The following is an 18,771-nucleotide window of genomic DNA, read 5'->3' as shown; positions in this document are numbered from 1 at the left end:
AGGAGGCAGATGAAAAAAGCATTCAGAGGAGTGGCGGCGGCTCTCACAGTGGGGCTTGCTTTGTTCTGGCTTGCAGGCTGTACACGGGGGAGCAAAGGGGAAGAAAAAGCGGAGCTTCCTGCACAGGTCACATCAGGTGTTCTGACTGTGGGGATTATTGACGGGGGCGATCGCTTTGCGGAGAAAAAGGATGGAGGATTTTCGGGGATAGAGGCGGAAATTGCGAGAAAGCTGGCAGATGACTTGGAGCTTGAGTTGCGATTTGTAGAGGCAGAGGATCAGGAAATGCTGCTCAAATTCCTCGATGAGAAGAAGATTGATTTCGCGGCGGGCAGATTTTCGGAGGAAGCAGAGCGTGCAGAGCGCTACATCTCCACGAGAAACTACGGAAAGGGCGGCTACTTTCTGCTGCTTCCCAGGTACTGCTATATTGACAATCTTGCGGGATTGGAGGGGCAGAGCGTCGGCGTTTCCGGACAGGTGAAGCGACTGGCAGAAATTGCGTTCCAGGATCGGCTGATGATAAAGGAATATGAGGATATTCAGCGCATGCCGGGAGATCTTGGAGAAAATCTGATCCGTGCGGGGATACTCACAGAGCGTGAAGCGCTGGAAATGCTGCGGAATGGAAAATATGAGGTACAGGTACAGGAGATCCTGAATACACCCAAGGAGGGCTATGTATATGTGCTGAACAAGGGAAATGAGGTTCTGGGGATGAAATTGAACGAAACCATCGAGCATTATCTGGATTGGCAGGCACGGCCGACGGGGGATGGAACATGAGATATTTTGACAGTCCGAAGAACAGGGCACTGTGGGAGCGGGAGATGAAGGAGCTTCGAGCGGAACGGGAAAGACGGGAGCAGAAAGGATTTGTCCCGGAAGCGGCGGAGCAGAAAGTGCGCGAGGTGAAAAACGTGTACCGAAGAAAAATCAGCCTTAAAGAGCTGGAGCGTCAGGAACTGGCTGTTTCGGGGAAAAGCCGCGAGCACACTTCGGTTCGTATGAGAACGCAGATGAAGAAACGTGAAAAAGCGATGCAGACACCGCATCGCAGCCTGTGATGCGTCGATTGTGCGGACTGTTTCTTTCGTCCATGCTGCTCTGTGCAGTCATACAGCTTCCGGTATGCGCGGCTGTGCTGCCGAGTACAGAGGTGGCGGAGGATGTGGGAAACGGATATCGTTTTGAGATTCCGGGCATTGGCGGCTTCAGCGCAAATGGAAAAAATGGAGAGACCATGTCCGTCGGTGTCATCACTCTGGATCAGGGGCTGCAAGCACAGCTCTACAGGGATGGAGAGGCGGCGGTCTTTCAGAACGGCATGGCCATTACGGAAAACGGAGTCTATGAGCTGAGGGTCTTCAGGGAGACGCAGGGTACACCGGAAGATTTCGGCATCTATCGCTTTCAGATTGAAAACAACTATGCAGACATAGGAGCGGGGGGCCGGGCGGAGATCCGGCTGGTGGAAAACCCGGAGATGATTCCGGAATATCTTCCGGAACGCGGAATGTATCGTTACAGCTTCCGCTCAGGAAGGTATTTTGACACATCGGTTCCCGTGGGCGGGTGGAGCTCGAACCAGATCAGGCTGATCCTCGGCCAGGGAGTCAATCTGTATTCTGCCCGCAGAGACGGAGAACTGACAGTGCCGGAGGAAAGCATGGTCTTCCGGGAATATGGCAGCTATGAGATCGGCGTGCGGAGCAATGAGCTTGGATTCGAGGGAGAGGAGAGCTATAAAGAGGATATTGTATTTCGCCTTTTCCAAAGAGACAAAGCAGTACAATATGACAGCATCAGCGCCCCTCTTGGTTTTATATTTCACAGCTGTACGCTGAATGGCGAGAGGCAGGAGCTGTCGGGCGCTACGGTGCAGGAGCTCCGCGGAGACGGGGAATATCGTGTGGAGTTTCTCAAGTCTCCGCTTTCCGAGGGCGAGGCGCCGCACCTGTACACGGTGGAATTCATGAGAGACACCACACCGCCGGAGCTGCACTTTTCCGAGGATATTTACAGCGGCACAGTCCGGAAAAACCTGCACTTCAGCTGTGAGGAGACAGATGCAGAAATACATATTTTTAAGAATTATCAGCGTGTTGTCGCTACGGGCGGAAACATCTCACAGAACGGAAGCTATCGGCTTCTGGTGAGCGACCGCTACGGAAATCAAAGAGAATATCGGTTTTTAATGCAGAAAACGGTGAAGCTTTTCACCCCGGCATTGATTGTAATTCCGCTGCTGCTGCTGCTGGTAGGCTGCGTAATGGTTGCAGTTTACTGGAAAAGGCACATGAGGGTTTTATAATACACATTTTATTTATTGGAGGAAAAGATATGTTGACAAATGTATTACTGACAGCGACCGGTGGAACAAATGTATTTAAGAGTGCGGCAGAGCCGATCGTAGCTCTGGTGCTGATGATGCGTGGACCTCTGATTGCAATTGTAGCATCAATCGGAACGATTTACTGTATTTTTCTGGGGGCCAAGCTTGCAAAGGCGGAGGAGCCGCAGGAGAGAGAAAAGGCCAAGCAGGCATTAAAGAACGCCATTGTGGGCTTCGTGCTGATCTTTGTTCTGATTGTGGCAATTTCGGTGATGGTTGACCCGCTGACCAAGTGGATGGACAGCTATGTCAAATCCACTAATTTTTCTAATCTTACGAATGGTTCCAAGTAAGATAAAGAGAGAACACAGCTATGGGCTGCGGCAGAGAACTCCGCAGCCCATAGTGTTAAACAGCATCTGAGATGTGCAGAGACAAAATAGCCGATGAGGTTTTGCGGGAGACAGGAAAGGTGGTGCAGACAGTGAAAAGGAGATTGGAGCTTCGAGCGGGAAGGGCGGCAGTGAGCGTAATGCTTGCCATGGTCAGTCTGTTTTCCAGTGCCTGCGGCAATACTTTTCTGCGGGGGAATGTGCATCTGGAAGCCTTTCAGCCTCCGGCAGTTCCGGAGCTTCCGAAACTGTATCCGAAATTTGACGGCATGGGGAATATTCGTTACAGCGATATGGCAAAGTATGATACGGAAGGCAGGAATGCCTTTTTTATTCTGCCGGATCGAAGAGAGGAGTGGGGGGCGGAAGTTCGCATAGAAGATATTTTGCAGTTTAAACTGCTGGATCACACAGAGAGCGGTGAGTTTATCTATGCATATTCCAAGCGTTACAGAGGAGACCGGAAGCCCGGAGCCGGACTTGTATCGGATGGAGCCGGGGAGCTTCCTGCAGAGGGGGAGGCGCCGATCCCGCGAAGAGAGAAGATACAGGCGGACAGCTCAGCGGTAGAACCTGCCGGGGATGAGGGAGGCCGCACTGTCGAAGAAAGCCTGAGCGGCGAGCAGGTACTGAGAGGAGAGAGCGCCGGAAAGGGGGGAGAGGGGCAGGAGCATGCCGAAAGCAAGGTTACAGTGCTCATGTCCTACCATCCGGAAACCCGGAGATACAAGGTATTCAGCAGCCTGATAGAGAGAATCGGGAAGGACAGAGGGGGCGAGACAACTCTGATAGCCAGACGGCTGGAAAATTCGGCGGAATATATGATCTTTCACCGCATGATTGCCTATGTATATCGCGCAGACGGAAATCTCTGCTATTCACATGATTACGGACAGGTGCTTTCACAGGAAATCGGAAGGATTGTGCTCAGAGAGGGAGGAAAGCCGGACAGTTACAGCTATGCAGTGACAGATGTGGCTATGGATGGACTTGGATATCTGTACGCCAGCGTGACAATAGATTTGCAGCCCGCTGAGGGAGGAGATAAGGACGCATTTTCCAGATATGACAGTATCCGGGATGATGAAAAGGAGGATGCGGCTTCATCCGAGGCGAAGGCGCTGAATGTGATTATTACAGCGTTCAATATCAATATCGGAGGGAGCCATCCGGCTGTACAGTTTGTCTCTGAGCTGCAAAATGAAAAACAGCAGCTTGCGCTGTTTCAGTCCGTGGATAATGTCGAGTTTCAAAATCACAGAGAGGCAGAACAGGCAGTGGAGCAAACAGAGCTGAATCGAATCAAGGCACAGAAAGTGCCGGATGAGTATGGGATATTTCAGACAGAAAATCCGGAATTTTCGTTGCAGCTGGCCGGCTATACCAACGCCTGTGATTTGCGGCTGACATATCCCGGTGAGAGCGAGGGTGCGGACCGGCAGAGCACGACGGACATTCTGAAGCTGGTGCTGGATACAGAGCCTGTGTTTATGAGGCGAAACGATATCGGCGCTTTTTTCCGGGAAGGCGGAGAGAGCAGCCGGGAGGACAGCTATGAGCTCTATCACAGCTTTTACAGGGATTTCGGGCAGGCGAAGTCCCTGATTTACAGCATTGACCGGGAAGAGCGGGAGGTGGCATATTCAGCGGCCAAGAAAGCACTGGCGCTGATGGGAAAAGGGGATACGGAGCTGATTCAGGCAGCGTCTCCCGGTATGACAGGAGCCGGATATCTCTATGTTCCGCCGATACAGCCGGGGAGATGGCAGCCTGAGCTGTCTCAGAATGAAAATCCTCTGCGGGCGGCAGATGAGAACGGAGCGCCGCTGACACAGGAATGGTACCAGCGCTGCGGCTATCCGGTGCCTCTGCTGTACGGATATAAAAGAAGCGTTGACAGTGCAAAGCAGTATTTCAATCGTTATGCGGAAATTTACACGGACGGAATGCTGGGAGTCTGGCGCTCCTCGGAACGGAAGCAGGGGATGCCGGAGAGCTTTCAGCTGCTGGAACCAAAGCTTGTGCCTGTGGAGACAAGAGAGTTCAGCAGAAGCTTCAGCTACAGAGGAGAAGAGGCATTTCAGCCGGATTACAGCTTTGAGGGGTTTTCGACCAATGCAGAGGGACTGTTTCCGAATATGCAACGGACGGTAGAGCAGGAGGAGGAAGACAGCCTTTCCGAGGATGAGCTGGAAGAGGATGCCGAGGATGTGGTGACAGTGGTGACGGAGAAGGTGACCGTACCTACGAAATATCGGGTGCAGTGGCCGGAGAATACATATTTTTACTGGGTGGAATCGGTAAAAAGCAATGAAGCACTGTCACCCTCTGCGGCATTTGGCGCGATTTATTACAGCACAGAACCGGCCGGAAGCAAAATCCGTTACTACAATGGAAGCAAGCTCATTCTTGAGGATCAGGCCATACCGGGCAGAGCTGTGGATGCCGGCATGCTTTATTTTGGCACCAGGCTGCAGAGCAGAGAGGAGACGGCGCTCTCCGGGAGCAGTGCTCCGGTCTCACAGGCGACAGAGATTATTTATCTTCTGACAGATGAAGGGCTGAAGCTCTACAGAGGGCGGCAAGGGCAGGAGAAAGACAGGGAGCAGGCGAAATATTACCCTCTGGAAGAGTTGACGAGAAGAAGCGGCTACAGCATACAGAGTATCCGAAAGGAAGAGAAAAAACCAACGGAGAGGGTCGTGCTGTCGGGAGAAAGCCTCACGCTGATATCTGACCATGAGCTGCTGGTTTCTGCTCTGCGGGACGGTCTGAGCATCTGCAATATGGACTCCGGAATATCCTACCGCGTGCTGCCCGGAACCTACTATCGCTGCTTTGAGCAGAGAGGGCAGCATGCAGCGCCGGGAAAATATATTGCGGTGGGGTACCGCAATGAAAAATACACTTATGACCAGCGGGATATCGTCCGGGCAAAGTGCTATGAAATTGATATGAACAATATGGAGCAGATCCGCAATATGGAACTTGCGGAGAATTATCTCCTGTTTCTTCGCGACGGGATGCGGGAGAGACGTTATAAGACGCAGATTGAGAGCCTCCGGGATGAGACAAGCGGAAACGTGACAGAAAAAATCATACCTCTGGATCAGGCAAGCGCCCCCGAAAAGCAGAGAGATGAGGCGGCACGGATTCTGTTTGAAGGGACAGATGAGGAGGCACAGGAGGAGCTGCAAAAAATATTGAATATAATGGGGCTCCGGCATGATGCTGCGATTTCTGCTCAGGCGCTTGGGAGGCTGCGCCTTTTGCGGAAGGAAGAGGCAGAACAGGCAAGAGGCATGAAAGAGTTTCTTCAGCTTACAGGCGCTTATTCTGTGATTCGGGCGGAGGCGGCTATGCCCGAGCACGCAGGCTATTGGAGAACAGTTTACGGAAGGCTGGATAAGGCCGGAAATGTTCGTGAGCTGGAGCGGCTTCTGGTGGAGCTCATGCTGAGAAGAAGTATTTTTGAGCAGATGCATGGCGACCGGCGGAGACGCTTTCAGGAGTACAGCCTGAAAGCACCGGAAAGCAGGAAGCTCTATGCAGAGGACTCGGAGGAAGCGCTGGAGAAGAGCAGAAAAAAGATTAAGGAGATAGAGGGAAAGCAGGAAAAACAGGCGCTGCGGCCGGTAGGAGACGGAAGTCCTGCCGTGAGAGAATCTGTACGGGAGCTGCAAAGAAGCGGCTATTACAGAGATATACTTTCAGAGCTTGCAGAGCTGTACGCCATTCAAAGCGGGACAAAGAAGAACTCAGATCGCAGCTATATTGATGTGAGTGATGAAGAACGGGTACTTTTTCATAAGAATCTGAACAGGATACTGCTGCTCTTGAACCCTTCCGCCGAGTTGGAAAAGGAGTTTCACGAAAAGGATCTGAAGGAAGCGCAGAAAAAGAGTGTGTTTCAGGAGAGAGAAGCTGAACGCGAGTAAAGCAAACAGGGAAAAGGTCAGAAGGAGCTATGGAAAGGAAAGAACAAAGTAACAGCCGGGACAGGCGGCATGGAAATAAGAGAATACGCGGAGGAGGGCTGACTGCCGCCATGGTGCTGTTGCTGCTGGCAGTGCTTCCGGCAGGAGCAGCCTTCGCGGGAGAATGGAAGCAGGAAAGTCAGAGGAACTGGTATTTTGAGGAGGGAGGGGTGAGACTTCAGGACGCCCTGAGCCCTGAGGGCTACTATCTGGACGATCAGGGGATCTGGACGGATGAAGTCAGTATTCTTGGCGCAAGGCTTGAGGGAAAGAATTATTTCCTGGAGGCAGAAAGAGCCGATCACTTTGAGCTCTTTCTGGATAAGCTGAACAGTGCTTCTGATGAGCTCAGAAGAATCAGAGACAGACGGGAGCTGGCAGTTTATGAAGATGCCGTGGTGGTTTCCACCAGAAAGAAGGACCGGAGGAGAGAGGTGCTGATGCTCATGAAAAATCCGGATATCAGCGGCTATACACTCGTTCTGAAAACACATTTGAGTCGGGACCCGGTGCGCAGGATCGGCGAGGTAAATCAGATGCCGGGAACATCAGAATATGACTATCAGATTATGCGTCTGCTTCTGCACGTCATCAGCAGAGCGGGAGAGAAGGTCACGAATGCCGTCTATTCCAGCTGGGAAGGGAATAACAGCTATGGACTGAAGCCCGGGAAGTGGGTAAGGATCGGAGATGCGGAAATACTCTATCAGGCGGAAAACGGAGCGGGAAAGTATCTGATCAGAGAGGCACGATAAGAAACCAGAGGCAAAATGAAATTCAAAAAAACGGTGGCGCTGTTCTGCATTTTTCTGCACAGTCTGTTTTTTTCCGTTTCCTGTTCTGTCAACAGCATGGCGGGGGAAATTCACGGTTTTGTGGAAAAAGAGGATGGCTCCGTGTACTATTTTGACCGTGAGGGGATGCCGAAATCTGGATGGATCAATCAGAGAGGCAGCCGCTATTACCTTGAAAAGCGAGAGCTGAGTGTCGGCTGGAAGCTGATTGAGGATCAGAAAGACAATACACTCAGATGGTATTATTTCGACAGCAGAGGGCGGCTTCTCCGAGACAGGGTGACGCCGGATGGCTTTCTGGTGGATCGGAACGGAGTTTATGCAGGGACGGCAGAGGCATTCGGAGAAGGGGGAGTCTTCACAGGAGCTGCACTGACCGCTGCGGAAAAAAAGAAGAAGGATGAGGAGGACAGGAAAGAGCTAAGGGCGATAGAGGCGATTTATGAAGCCAGACGGGAACGCAGCAGAGAAGTACACACGAACCGGGTATTTCACTTCCTGCCCACAGCTGCGGCTTCAGAAAAAGGCGAATTGTGCGGTCAGTATGCAGGCGGGATGCCGGTTGAGTTCTACATGCTGACAATTGCAGGCGAAACCTCCGGCGGGAGGAATATCGTGAACAATGTGACGGGAGACAGGGGACGTGCCTATGGTCTTTGTCAGATGGATTACCGCTACGACCTGATTCCCTTTATGGAGTTTGCCAGCAGAAAGCATCCGGAGCTGTGGGGAGGTTTTTCTGCATATCTGGCATTTCGACGGGGAGATCCGGAGCTGATCTCCCATGAGGGCATTATCCATGTATTTAAGCATGCAATGTTCCAAAACTATCATCAGGCAGTCGAGGATCAGCTGGAATTTGTAAGACAGTGCTATTGGGATGATTTCAGCAGACGTCTGAATGCCGCCGGATTTGCGCTGGAGAGCAGGAATATCGCCGTCTCTGCGGCGTTGCTGTCGATCAATGTCAACTGCGGACCTCAGGCGGAGCTTTTTGTTTCTCAGCTGAAGCCGTCTCTGTCAGACACGGAGCTCCTTGAAGGAATCTACAGATTGCGGAATACACAGCTTGCGGAACAGAGAGTGGGCTCTGTGCGAAAGGGTACAACAGCGAGGTACCTGTATGCAGAGCCGAGGATGGCGATGGCGCTCTATTCGGCAGAGATCAATGTCGGTTCAGAGTGCGTCTACGGGGGCGGAGTCGAATGGCATGGAAGCCCCTTCTGAACTTGCAAAATGACGGAGCCGGATTTACGGTACGGAGGAGCCATCCCTTGCATAAGGGACGGCTCCTCTGCAACTTTAGCCAGGAAGTGTCGGGAAAGCAGTATCTTACTCTTGCAAAACTGCAGCGCATACCCTAAAGTGATACGGGTAATGACAATCGGGATCTGGCTCGGCTGCTGCCGGAGGGGACAATGTTTGAGATAAAGAATTACAGGAGAGCGACCAGCCTTGAGGAGGCCTGGACGCTGAATCAGAAAAAGGCGAACCGTGTGATTGGCGGGATGATGTGGCTGAAAATGGGAAGAGGGAGCGTAGATACCGCGATTGATCTCTCCGATCTCGGCCTCGACAGAATTGAGGAGTATGAGAAGGAATTCCACATTGGCTGCATGGTAACGCTGCGGCAGCTGGAGCTCTCTGCGGAGCTGAATGCTTGCTTTGATAATATGCTGCGCGACGCACTGTGTCAGATCGTCGGTGTGCAGTTCCGGAATCTGGCGACGGTCGGCGGCAGCGTCTGGGGGCGCTACGGCTTTTCTGATGTGCTCACTGTGTTTACGGCGCTCGGCGCGGAGCTCGTGCTGTACCGGGGCGGACGCATGACGCTCTGCGATTTCCTTGAGAGAAAGGCGGAGCGGGATATACTGGAGAAGATTATACTGCCAAAGAGAGCGGGGCACTTTGCATATCTCAGCGTCCGGAATACGAAGACAGATTTTCCGGTGCTGAACGTCGCTGCGGTACTTAAGGATGCAAAGGAGAGCGCGGGTAATGATGGAAGAGCCGCGGGACTGTCTCTGCGACTTGCAGTTGGCGCGCGGCCGCAGCGCGCAGTGCTTCTCACGGCGGGAGAAGGACAGTTCACAGCGAGCGCTCTCAAACAGCTGTCGGAGGATCGTAAGGCGGCAGAGCGCTTCATAACGGAGGCGGAGGCATTTTCCCTCTATGTCTCTGAACAGATCGCAACAGGCAGTAATCTGAGGGGAAGCGCAGCATACAGGAAGCGGCTTGTCAGGGTGCTCACCGGGCGGGTGCTGCGGAAGGCGGCCGGTCTTCCCCTGAGGCAGGGAGGCACAGAATGATCGTATCTATATATTTAAACGGAAAGCCGGTCTCCCGGGACGTGCGTCCCGATACTCTGCTGATCGACTATGTGCGGGCAGAGGGGGCGCTCAGCGTGAAGCGTGGCTGTGAGACCTCGAACTGCGGCTTATGTACGGTGTTTCTCGACGGACGCCCGGTGCTCTCCTGTTCTGTGCTCGCGGCGCGGGCAGAGGGGAGAGCCGTCACGACACTCGAGGGACTGAAGGAGGAGGCCGCAGAGTTTGGCGCCTTCATCGCAGATCAGGGAGCGGAGCAGTGTGGCTTTTGTAATCCGGGCTTTATTATGAATGCACTGGCTCTGTTCCGCGAGAATCCATATCCGTCGGAGAGAGAAATTCGCGAGTATCTCGCGGGCAATCTCTGCCGCTGTTCGGGCTATGAGGGGCAGCTCCGTGGAATCCTCGCTTTTCTTCAGTGGAAGCAGAACGGAGGGCGAAATGAGTGAGAGAGGAGAGAGGACGGGGATGAAGAAGCTCTGTGAGACGAGGCGCTACACGGATGCACAGGGCAGAGAGCTTCAGTCTGTCAGCCGCCCCATACGGAAAAAGGATGCGATGCAGCTGGTCACCGGACAGCCGGTGTACACGGAAGATATCGCACCGGCAAATTGCCTTGTGGTGAAGCTCCTGCGCTCGCCGCACGCCAATGCGATAGTCCGTGAGATCCATACGGAGCTCGCGCGGAAGGTTCCGGGGATAGAGGCGATCTATACCTGGGAGGATGTTCCCCAGGATATGCCGCGCTTCACGCTCGCGGGACAGACCTATCCGGAGCTCAGTCCCTGCGATCGCGTGATTATAGACCGTCACGTTCGCTTTTCGGGAGATACCGTGGCGATCGTGGCGGGAACGGATGAGCGCTGTGTGAACCGGGCGCTGCGGCTCATCAAGGTGCAGTATGATATACTTCCGGCGGTCTTTGATCCGCATGAAGCGAAGGACAGTCCCGTGCTGGTGCACCCGGAGGAGACCTGGGTCGCCCAGATCCCCTGCGGAGCGGATAACCAGCGCAATCTCTGCGCGAGCGAGAGCAGCGGCGAGGGAGATGTGGAGCAGGTACTGAGGGACTGCGATATTGTGATTGACCGGACCTTCCACACAAAGGCCTGTCAGCAGGCGATGATGGAGACCTTCCGGACCTTCTGTACACTTGATCCGATGGGGCGCCTGAACGTAGTAAGCTCGACACAGATCATATTTCACTGTCGCCGCATTGTGGCGAATGCACTCGGGATTCCGAAGTCCATGGTGCGCGTCACAAAGCCGCGAATCGGCGGTGGCTTTGGGGCAAAGCAGTCTGCTATTTCTGAGATCTATCCGGCCTTTGTCACCTGGAAGACAGGGAAGCCGAGCATGATTATATTCAGCCGGGAGGAGTCACAGATTGCGTCGAGTCCCCGCCACGAGATGGAAGTACACTGTCGTCTCGGTGCGGACAGGACAGGGAAAATACGGGCGATCGATCTGTACACGCTGTCCAATACAGGTGCCTATGGAGAGCACGGCCCGACAACTGTGGGACTCTCCGGGCATAAGTCTATTCCGCTCTATGCGAAGCTTGACGCCTATCGCTTTGCATTCGATGTGGTATACACGAATGTAATGTCGGCGGGAGCTTATCGCGGCTACGGTGCACCGCAGGGACAGTTTGCCGTGGAGTCCTGTGTCAATGAGCTGGCAGAGCGCCTTGATATGGATCCGATTCGTCTCAGGGAGATGAATATTGTCCATGAGGGGGATCGCATGCCCGCCTACGATAAGGAAATGGTGCTGACAAGCTGTGCGCTGGATCGCTGCCTGAGCCGGGTGCGGGAAATGATTGGCTGGGAGCAGAAATACCCCATGCGCAGAATGCCGGACGGAACGATACGCGCCGTCGGAGTGGGGATATCCATGCAGGGCTCCGGAATCGCAGGCGTGGATGTCGGCAGCGCAACCCTGAAGCTGAACGAGTCGGGCTTTTATGTCCTGCGCATCGGCGCGGCAGATATGGGAACCGGCTGCGATACCACCATGGCACAGATCGCAGCGGAGGTCCTGGACTGTACCCCGGATCAGATCGTGACGGCGGCAGTGGATACGGACAGCTCGCCCTATGATTCGGGCTCTTATGCATCCAGCACCGCTTATGTCACGGGAAAGGCAGTGGAGCGCTGTGCACTGCAGCTCAGGGAGAAAATACTCGAATTTGCCGCGATGAAACTGCATCTTTTGAAGGAGGAGCTGAGCTTTGACGGGAAGCGGGTATATCTGGATCCCGAGAAGGCGAAGCCGCGCGATGAAACGCCGGAGCGGACAGAACTCTCGCTTTTTGAACTCGCCGCCGAGAGTATGCTCTTTAATAATCAAAGTCTTGAGGTGACGGTTTCCAACAGCTCTGCAATTTCGCCGCCGCCTTTTATGGCCGGTGCGGCGGAGGTCTCTGTGGATCCGGAAACCGGGGAGGTGAAGCTCCTTGAGTTTGACGCCTGCGTGGACTGCGGGACGCCGCTGAACCAGAACCTCGCAAGAGTACAGGCGGAGGGCGGACTGCTGCAGGGCATAGGAATGGCGCTGATGGAAAATGTGAGCTATGACCGAAACGGGCGCATGCGTGAAAATTCCCTGATGGAGTACAAGATTCCGACGAGAGTGGACTTTGGTCACATCAATGTGGCCTTTGAATCGAGCTATGAGGAGACTGGCCCCTTCGGCGCAAAGTCGATCGGCGAGGTGGTGCTGAACACGCCGCTTTCGGCGATTGCGCATGCGGTACATAACGCGGTGGGTGGACGTTTCACAGAGCTGCCCATCACGCCGGAGGCAGTCGCTTGGGCGGCAGAGAAGAGCGGAGTATAACTTCTCTTTTCTATGTGAGCCGCTTACGTGCAGGGCGCAGTGCGAATCGCGACAGCGATCATATTGCGATGTTGAGACTGTTTCTATGCGGCGTGTTGTCAGCTGCTGCAAGTTATGGTGCTCACTCTGTGCCTCCGTTCCTCAGCTGATTCAGAGTCTCTGCCATCGGACGGTTTTTTGGTGCTTCGGAGCGGGTCATATACTGTGTCTCTCCCTGCTCCTGGAGCCGGAGTATGTCCTCCCGGAGTTCTGCGGCAGAGAGCAGCTCGCTGCCTGCACTGCGCACAATAATCTGCTCCATGCCGTCGGAGGTCGCGACGATCACACGGTCTTTTCTGGCGTGAGCCTGCGCAAATTTTTCAATATAGTTGTCGGCGGTCTGCGCGGTTTTTGTGTAGACAAGATGCAGGTTCAGCCAGTCGATGCTTTCCTCCGGATGTCCCTGAACGCGATAGGCGTCAAAAACGACGATGAGCTCTGTCCCGCGATAGCCCTGATAGTCCGAGAGTATATCCAGCAGTGCAAGACGCGCGCTGTCTATGTTCTGTCTGGCCAGTGCGGCGAGCTCCTCCCAGGCAAAGATGATGTTGTAGCCGTCGACTAGGAGATATTCCTGCCGCGCTATAGCTGCTTTCTGGCGGTCAGGCTGCGTTGCGGCTCCCTTGGCCGGACTGTCTGCTGCCGCTGTGGAGGGAGCCGTCCCTTTATAGTCTGAATGGCTGCGCTCTGCGTAGCGGCGGCGCTTCCCGTAAGGGAGGCGCTTATTTTTGTTCCGGCGATTCGCGAAGAAGGTACGGTCTATGATGGCATCGATTTCCTCAATGGAGAGAAAGCGATCCTCGCGATGCTCCTGTGTTTGGGGATACTTTGGCGCGCCGGGAGCATCATCCCCGGAGGACTGATCCGGCGCTGTCTTGAGTATGGAGGGGAGATGCATGTAGTTTCGCACCTGATCCCAGGGAATAATGCTGCTGACGCCGTGCGAGCAGAAGACGGAGTCCGCGGGATTCTGACTGTCCTGCATCGGGCTGTAGCCCTTTGCAGCGATGACCTCCTCTGCATTGTGGCAGGGAAAGTAGCCGAGAAAGCGCAGCTCCAGCTGCCCCTGTCCGCGGGTATAGCCGCGGAGCGTGTCTGCGTAGTTCAGGCACTCCGCCACGGGAAGACGTCCCGTGATGACTGTGTTGTCCATGGAGGAATCCTGGGCAGTGGCATTCTCCCCCTCTCCGATCGAGAATTCTGCCTGCATGCGGTCAAGATCAGAGAGAGCTCTTCCGACAGCCTGCTGCGGAACGCGAAGCGTAAAGCTGTACCACGGCTCAAGAAGAACATTGTCCGCGTGCATCAGTCCGTTTCGCACGGCGCGGTAGGTGGCCTGACGGAAATCACCACCCTCCGTGTGTTTTTCGTGTGCTCTTCCGGCGGCAAGCGTGATCTTCATGTCTGTGATTGCTGAGCCGGTCAGCACGCCGGGATGCGCCTTCTCTTCAAGATGTGTGAGTATGAGCTGCTGCCAGTTTCGTGCGAGCTGATCCGTGCGGACGGCGCTGTGGAAGCTGAGTCCGCTGCCGGGCTCTCCCGGTTCCATGAGGAGATGCACCTCCGCGTAGTGGCGGAGCGGCTCAAAGTGTCCCACGCCCTCGACAGGAGCTGCAATCGTCTCGCGATAGGCGATTGCAGCCTCGTCAAAGTCAATGGAAATACCATAGCGCCGCGCGACGAGAGTCTTCAGAATCTCCGTCTGCACCTCTCCCATGAGCTGAAGGCGTATCTCCCGGCTGTGCTCATCCCAGAGCAGATGGAGTGCAGGTTCCTCCTCCTCGAGCGAGCGGAATTTTGGCAGCATTTCCGTGCTGTCGCAGCCTTCCGGCAGGACGATGCGGTAGCTCAGAACGGGAGAGAGGAGAGGGAGAGTGGCGGCGTGCTCGAAGCCGAGGCCATCCCCCGCGCGGAAGCTGTTCAGCCCTGTTACGGCGAGTACAGTGCCGGCGGGAGCCTCTCTGAGTAAAGTGAAGCGGTTTCCGGAATAGAGGCGCAGCTGATCGGCCTTGTCCTCCGTGCCGGGGATTTTTGCCTTCACCGGGAGTGTTCCGCCCGTGACTTTCAGCCAGCAGAGGCGCGCGCCCTGCTCGTCATGAGATATCTTGAACACCCGCGCGCCGAAGTTGGCCGGATGGTCGGGCTCTGTGAGAAAACGGCTCAGTCCATCTAAAAAAGCTTCGATACCGATGAGTTTCAGTGCAGAGCCGAACCAGCAGGGGAAGAGCTGCCTGCGCTGAATCAGCAGGCGGATCTCAGCCTCCGATACAGCTGTGCCCTGCTCCAGATAGCGCTCCATGAGCGCTTCATCAAGGAGTGCCAGCTCCTCCTGCATCTCGCTGCTGTCAAGAGGGGCGCCAAAATCCAGAAAACCTGCCTTCAGCGTATTCTTCAGCTGTTCCAGCACCCGTGTGCGATTCGTGCCGGGCTGATCCATCTTGTTGATGAAGAGAATTACGGGGATGCGGTAGCTCTTTAAGAGACGCCAGAGGGTCAGAGTGTGGTTCTGCACGCCGTCCGGAGCGCTGATAACCAGTATGGCTGCATCCAGCACCTGAAGTGTGCGCTCGGTCTCGGCAGAAAAGTCAACGTGACCCGGCGTGTCGAGCAGTGTGAAGAGGCAGTTCCCATGTCGGAATACAGCCTGCTTGGAAAAGATGGTGATGCCGCGACGGCGCTCCTGCTCGTCGTTGTCCAGAAAGGCGTCTCCGTGATCGACGCGTCCCGCTTTTCGTAGCGCTCCCGCTGTGTAGAGCAGCGCCTCAGACAGGGTTGTTTTTCCTGCGTCAACGTGTGCGAGGATTCCAATGGTAAGGCGTTTTTCTGTGGGCTGTGCTGAATTCATGGCTGACTCCGATTTTATGTTTTTTGCCGCGGATAAGAGACTCAAACTATATCAGCATGCGAGAAATGCTCAACGATTCATCTCAGAATTGCTGCCATTTCCCTGGTGCTGTCGAATGATGGAAGATATTTCATCAAAGCTGGTGCTGATCAGATCGCCGGGTACGGTGTCCTTGAAGCTTGAGATCGCGTTACCGAATTGCATGGCTCTCTCTGCGCTTTTATATTTTATCAGACCAAAGAGCGCTCCTGCAACAAAAGCATCTCCTGAACCGATGCGATCAATGACATCAATATTGCGATAGGGGGACTCTGTGTGGAATTGAGCCTCTGCAGCGTCGTAAACGACAGAGCTGAAGTCATGAACGCGAGGACTGTAGACAGTGCGCTGCGTGCTGGCAATGATGCGGATATCAAATTCTTCCGCAAAGGATTTCATGATGTCTTTCAGCTCACCGGTTTTTTGGAACATGCGGCGGCTGGTCTCCTCGGAGATAAAGAGAACGTCGACCAGAGGCAGAATCTCGCGTATGGTTTCCCGGGCTTCTTCTTCAGACCAGAGATTTGCGCGGTAATTCACATCGAAGGAGATGAAGGTGCCATGTGCATGAAAGCGCCGCACAGCATCAAGTGTGATGCGCCGCAGTGCAGGAGAGAGAGCCAGGGTAATGCCTGTGGTATGAAACATTCGTGCTGCGGTCCATATGTCCTCCGGAAGCTCTTCGACAGAGAGGCGATTGATAGAGCTGTTTTGTCTGTCATAGATGACAGAAGGCTTTCGGGGGTAGGCGCCTCCCTCGTAATAGTAGAGGCCGAGCCGGGCTTCCGGGCTGTGGTCATAGATCAGGTAGTCATCGGAGACGCCCATGAAGCGGATTCGGTTTTTTAAATAGGAGCCGAGTGCTGTGTCGGGCAGCTTGGTCAGAATTGCGCTGCGAAGCCCGAGCTGTGATACGCCGGCTGCCACGTTCAGTTCTGCCCCACCGGCGTGCTTTTCAAAAATTTCGCTGTCTGAGAGACGTGTGTGCCGCGGAGGAGAGAGGCGCAGCATGATTTCGCCCATGGTAAGCAGATCAAAAGCTCTTTTTTCGGAGTCGTGTCTCATATAGCTTCCTTTCATCTCCGCAAATGTGCGGGAGCGTTGGTATGCAGAAGGCAGGTCTTTCGACCTGCCTTCTGTGGAGGAATGGTAACCGCAGCGGAGAGAGCTCCGATGCGGGTGAAAGTGAGCCCAGAAAATTAATTTCTGGTCAGATGGAAGGCAAAGCCGCCGATTTCATCCTGAAGATAGAGGAAGGTGGTACGACCCTTGGCATCTGTTTTTCTGCTGGATTCATCGAAGCTGACACCCTGAAGTCCGAGGTGATACTCCGCGCGATCCACATTGCTGCAGGCGATCGCCACATGACCGTTCGTTCCGCGTCCCTTGAACTTCATGACTTCGAGTGCGGTATCGGTAAAGATGGAGACATCTGTATCATTGCAGGCAAAGCCGAAGGCTGCGCAGAGGAGCTTTGCAGTGCGCTCTGCCTCTTCGGCGTTCTCACAGTTGATGCCGAGATGCTTGATTTTTAAGTCGAGCATGGTCTTTACTGCGTCCTGGCAGATTGCGGTGATCTTGTCCCACTGTTCATTTTCGATCATATCCTTCTTGACCATCCAGGTGCCGCCGCAGGCAAAGATCTGGTCAAAGCTCAGGTAGTTCAGCATGTTCTTGGTGTTGACACCGCCTGTGGGCATCCACATGAGATTTCTGTAGGGGCCGGCCAGGGCTTTCAGCTTCTCCACGCCGCCATTCTGCTCTGCGGGGAAGAATTTCACCGCGTCCAGACCGAGTGCCATTGCCTGTTCCATCTCACCGGCGGTTGCGGTACCCGGACACATGGCGACGCCCTTGGAGAGGACATATTTTGTGATTTCCGGATTAAATCCCGGGCTCACGATAAAACGTGCACCGGCAGCAATTGCGCGATCTGCCTGCTCTCTGGTGAGCACAGTGCCTGCGCCGACCAGCATTTCCGGAACCTCGGCGACAATTGCCCTGATCGCCTCCTCTGCCGCAGCAGTGCGGAAGGTAATTTCAGCTGTTGGAAGTCCGCCCTTTACCAGTGCCTTGGCGAGCGGAACCGCTTTCTTCGGGTCATCAATTGCGACGACAGGTACGATACCGATCTGATAGAGCTGTTTGATGATGTCATTCATATGGAGTCTCCTTTTCCTAAGTCCTTACTTCATTTGATTGAATTGAGAATAGCAATTGAATTGAAAGCGCTTACCATTATTCTAGCACTGGTATACTAGAAGGCAAGATAGAAAAATAAGAAAATATAGCTGAAAAGCAGAGCCGTTTTTTGTGCTTGTATACCAGTGACTGAAAAAAACAGCAATGTTAGAATGAAAACAACAATAGGAAAGACCAGACGGGAGAGGAAATGACACTTTCAATACCGGAGCGCTATGTACGCGAGACAGGGAGAGACTACGCTCTCAGAACTCTGAGAGAAAATATTATCGGGCTGGAGCTGAAGCCGGGAAGCATGGTCAGTGAAAATGAGCTGGCAGCGCAGCTGGGGCTCAGCAGAACTCCGGTGCGGGAGGCGCTGATTGAGCTTTCCAAGGTGAAGATTGTGGAGATATGGCCACAGAAGGGCAGTGCGATCGCGCGTATCGACTACGAGCTTGTTGAGGAGGCCCGCTTCATGCGGAATGTCCTGGAGTGCGCGGTGGCGGAGCTTTGCTGCGGGCTTGCCAGCCCGGAGGATCTCGCGGCATTGCGGGAAAATGTAGCGCGGCAGCGGAGCTACGAAAATATGGGAGTGACCAGTGAGCGCTTTCTGAGTCTGGATGACAGCTTTCATGCGAAGCTTTTTGAGATTGCCAGAAAGCCGCAGGTTTATACAATGATAGGCAGTCTGTCGATCCATTTCGACCGTGTGCGGAATCTGACACTGGAAGATGTGAATATCAAAAATGTGATTCAGGACCATGAAGATATTGTGGAGGCGGTGGCCGCGGGAGATGCCGGCAGAGCGCGGGAGCTGATGCAGCTTCACCTGAGCCGCTTCCGTGTGGCAGAGCATAAAGTCCGCGAGAGATTCCCGGACTACTTCAGTGCATAAGCTCCTGCGAGGCAGGCGCAGACCCCGTGCTTGCACGGAGGACTGCAAGCCTATCTCGCAGGGCAACAGGGATGAGCAAAAAAGCGCCCGAAGGAATGAGGGC

At 54.3% G+C, this 18,771-nt stretch carries 14 protein-coding genes; 11 read left to right on the top strand and 3 right to left on the bottom strand.

All coding sequences use genetic code 11. From position 1 onward, the window contains the following. The first annotated feature begins 9 nt into the window (after positions 1-9). The 10 genes from J2S20_RS09585 (at position 10) to J2S20_RS09540 (ending at position 12,666) form a co-directional block, all read left to right on the top strand. Positions 10-786: a transporter substrate-binding domain-containing protein gene (locus tag J2S20_RS09585; RefSeq protein ID WP_307255210.1), complete on the top strand. Its 777-nt coding sequence runs from the start codon at positions 10-12 to the stop codon at positions 784-786. After that, the gene (locus J2S20_RS09580; protein ID WP_307255209.1) at positions 783-1,067 is read left to right on the top strand and encodes a hypothetical protein; all 285 of its coding nucleotides are present in this window, start codon (positions 783-785) and stop codon (positions 1,065-1,067) included. The genes J2S20_RS09585 and J2S20_RS09580 overlap by 4 nt, the downstream gene beginning before the upstream one ends. Next, entirely contained in the window at positions 1,067-2,314 is a 1,248-nt protein-coding gene (locus tag J2S20_RS09575; protein ID WP_307255208.1) for a hypothetical protein, read from the top strand. Before J2S20_RS09580 ends, J2S20_RS09575 begins: the two co-directional genes overlap by 1 nt. Before the next feature lie 29 nt (positions 2,315-2,343). After that, the gene (locus J2S20_RS09570) at positions 2,344-2,688 is read left to right on the top strand and encodes an Mbov_0395 family pilin-like conjugal transfer protein (RefSeq protein ID WP_106611454.1); all 345 of its coding nucleotides are present in this window, start codon (positions 2,344-2,346) and stop codon (positions 2,686-2,688) included. 71 nt (positions 2,689-2,759) lie between these two features. After that, complete coding sequence (locus J2S20_RS09565; RefSeq protein WP_307255207.1) at positions 2,760-6,665, top strand: hypothetical protein; 3,906 nt, start codon at positions 2,760-2,762, stop codon at positions 6,663-6,665. A 29-nt stretch (positions 6,666-6,694) separates the two neighbouring features. Further along, the gene (locus J2S20_RS09560) at positions 6,695-7,459 is read left to right on the top strand and encodes a hypothetical protein (RefSeq protein WP_307255206.1); all 765 of its coding nucleotides are present in this window, start codon (positions 6,695-6,697) and stop codon (positions 7,457-7,459) included. Between the two features lie 15 nt (positions 7,460-7,474). Continuing rightward, positions 7,475-8,725, top strand: coding sequence for a VgrG-related protein (locus tag J2S20_RS09555; RefSeq protein WP_106611457.1), 1,251 nt, complete (start codon positions 7,475-7,477; stop codon positions 8,723-8,725). 191 nt (positions 8,726-8,916) lie between these two features. After that, complete coding sequence (locus tag J2S20_RS09550) at positions 8,917-9,807, top strand: FAD binding domain-containing protein (RefSeq protein ID WP_307255205.1); 891 nt, start codon at positions 8,917-8,919, stop codon at positions 9,805-9,807. Beyond that, a complete protein-coding gene (locus J2S20_RS09545) occupies positions 9,804-10,274 on the top strand; it encodes a (2Fe-2S)-binding protein (RefSeq protein WP_106611459.1) in 471 nt (156 codons plus the stop codon). The genes J2S20_RS09550 and J2S20_RS09545 overlap by 4 nt, the downstream gene beginning before the upstream one ends. 19 nt (positions 10,275-10,293) lie before the next feature. Further along, on the top strand, positions 10,294-12,666 hold the full coding sequence (locus J2S20_RS09540) for a xanthine dehydrogenase family protein molybdopterin-binding subunit (protein ID WP_307255224.1): 2,373 nt from the start codon (positions 10,294-10,296) through the stop codon (positions 12,664-12,666). Between the two features lie 121 nt (positions 12,667-12,787). Here J2S20_RS09540 and J2S20_RS09535 read toward each other — a convergent pair whose 3' ends face one another. The 3 genes from J2S20_RS09535 to J2S20_RS09525 form a co-directional block, all read right to left on the bottom strand. Beyond that, positions 12,788-15,550, bottom strand: a complete 2,763-nt coding sequence (locus J2S20_RS09535; protein ID WP_307255204.1) for a translation factor GTPase family protein — start codon at positions 15,548-15,550, stop codon at positions 12,788-12,790. Positions 15,551-15,619: 69 nt separating this feature from the next. Further along, complete coding sequence (locus J2S20_RS09530) at positions 15,620-16,612, bottom strand: sugar kinase (RefSeq protein ID WP_307255203.1); 993 nt, start codon at positions 16,610-16,612, stop codon at positions 15,620-15,622. A gap of 176 nt (positions 16,613-16,788) precedes the next feature. Then, positions 16,789-17,751 carry a bifunctional 4-hydroxy-2-oxoglutarate aldolase/2-dehydro-3-deoxy-phosphogluconate aldolase gene (locus J2S20_RS09525; RefSeq protein WP_106611462.1) on the bottom strand — a complete coding sequence of 321 codons (963 nt, stop codon included), beginning with the start codon at positions 17,749-17,751 and terminating at the stop codon, positions 16,789-16,791. 230 nt (positions 17,752-17,981) lie between these two features. On the opposite strand from J2S20_RS09525, the gene J2S20_RS09520 reads away from it, so the two are divergent. Beyond that, positions 17,982-18,668: a GntR family transcriptional regulator gene (locus J2S20_RS09520; protein WP_307255202.1), complete on the top strand. Its 687-nt coding sequence runs from the start codon at positions 17,982-17,984 to the stop codon at positions 18,666-18,668. Positions 18,669-18,771 lie beyond the last annotated feature (103 nt).

Origin of the sequence: Moryella indoligenes (assembly GCF_030812885.1) — a bacterium.
In the GTDB taxonomy this organism is placed as follows: Bacteria; Bacillota; Clostridia; order Lachnospirales; family Lachnospiraceae; genus Moryella; species Moryella indoligenes.
This window is presented reverse-complemented; position numbering and strand designations above follow the sequence as displayed.

Coding starts and splice junctions, on each gene's coding strand:
- J2S20_RS09585 (WP_307255210.1), top strand. CDS start 10: ATGAAAAAAGCATTCAGAGGAGTGGCGGCGGCTCTCACAGTGGGGCTT.
- J2S20_RS09580 (WP_307255209.1), top strand. CDS start 783: ATGAGATATTTTGACAGTCCGAAGAACAGGGCACTGTGGGAGCGGGAG.
- J2S20_RS09575 (WP_307255208.1), top strand. CDS start 1,067: ATGCGTCGATTGTGCGGACTGTTTCTTTCGTCCATGCTGCTCTGTGCA.
- J2S20_RS09570 (WP_106611454.1), top strand. CDS start 2,344: ATGTTGACAAATGTATTACTGACAGCGACCGGTGGAACAAATGTATTT.
- J2S20_RS09565 (WP_307255207.1), top strand. CDS start 2,760: ATGTGCAGAGACAAAATAGCCGATGAGGTTTTGCGGGAGACAGGAAAG.
- J2S20_RS09560 (WP_307255206.1), top strand. CDS start 6,695: ATGGAAAGGAAAGAACAAAGTAACAGCCGGGACAGGCGGCATGGAAAT.
- J2S20_RS09555 (WP_106611457.1), top strand. CDS start 7,475: ATGAAATTCAAAAAAACGGTGGCGCTGTTCTGCATTTTTCTGCACAGT.
- J2S20_RS09550 (WP_307255205.1), top strand. CDS start 8,917: ATGTTTGAGATAAAGAATTACAGGAGAGCGACCAGCCTTGAGGAGGCC.
- J2S20_RS09545 (WP_106611459.1), top strand. CDS start 9,804: ATGATCGTATCTATATATTTAAACGGAAAGCCGGTCTCCCGGGACGTG.
- J2S20_RS09540 (WP_307255224.1), top strand. CDS start 10,294: ATGAAGAAGCTCTGTGAGACGAGGCGCTACACGGATGCACAGGGCAGA.
- J2S20_RS09535 (WP_307255204.1), bottom strand. CDS start 15,550: ATGAATTCAGCACAGCCCACAGAAAAACGCCTTACCATTGGAATCCTC.
- J2S20_RS09530 (WP_307255203.1), bottom strand. CDS start 16,612: ATGGGCGAAATCATGCTGCGCCTCTCTCCTCCGCGGCACACACGTCTC.
- J2S20_RS09525 (WP_106611462.1), bottom strand. CDS start 17,751: ATGAATGACATCATCAAACAGCTCTATCAGATCGGTATCGTACCTGTC.
- J2S20_RS09520 (WP_307255202.1), top strand. CDS start 17,982: ATGACACTTTCAATACCGGAGCGCTATGTACGCGAGACAGGGAGAGAC.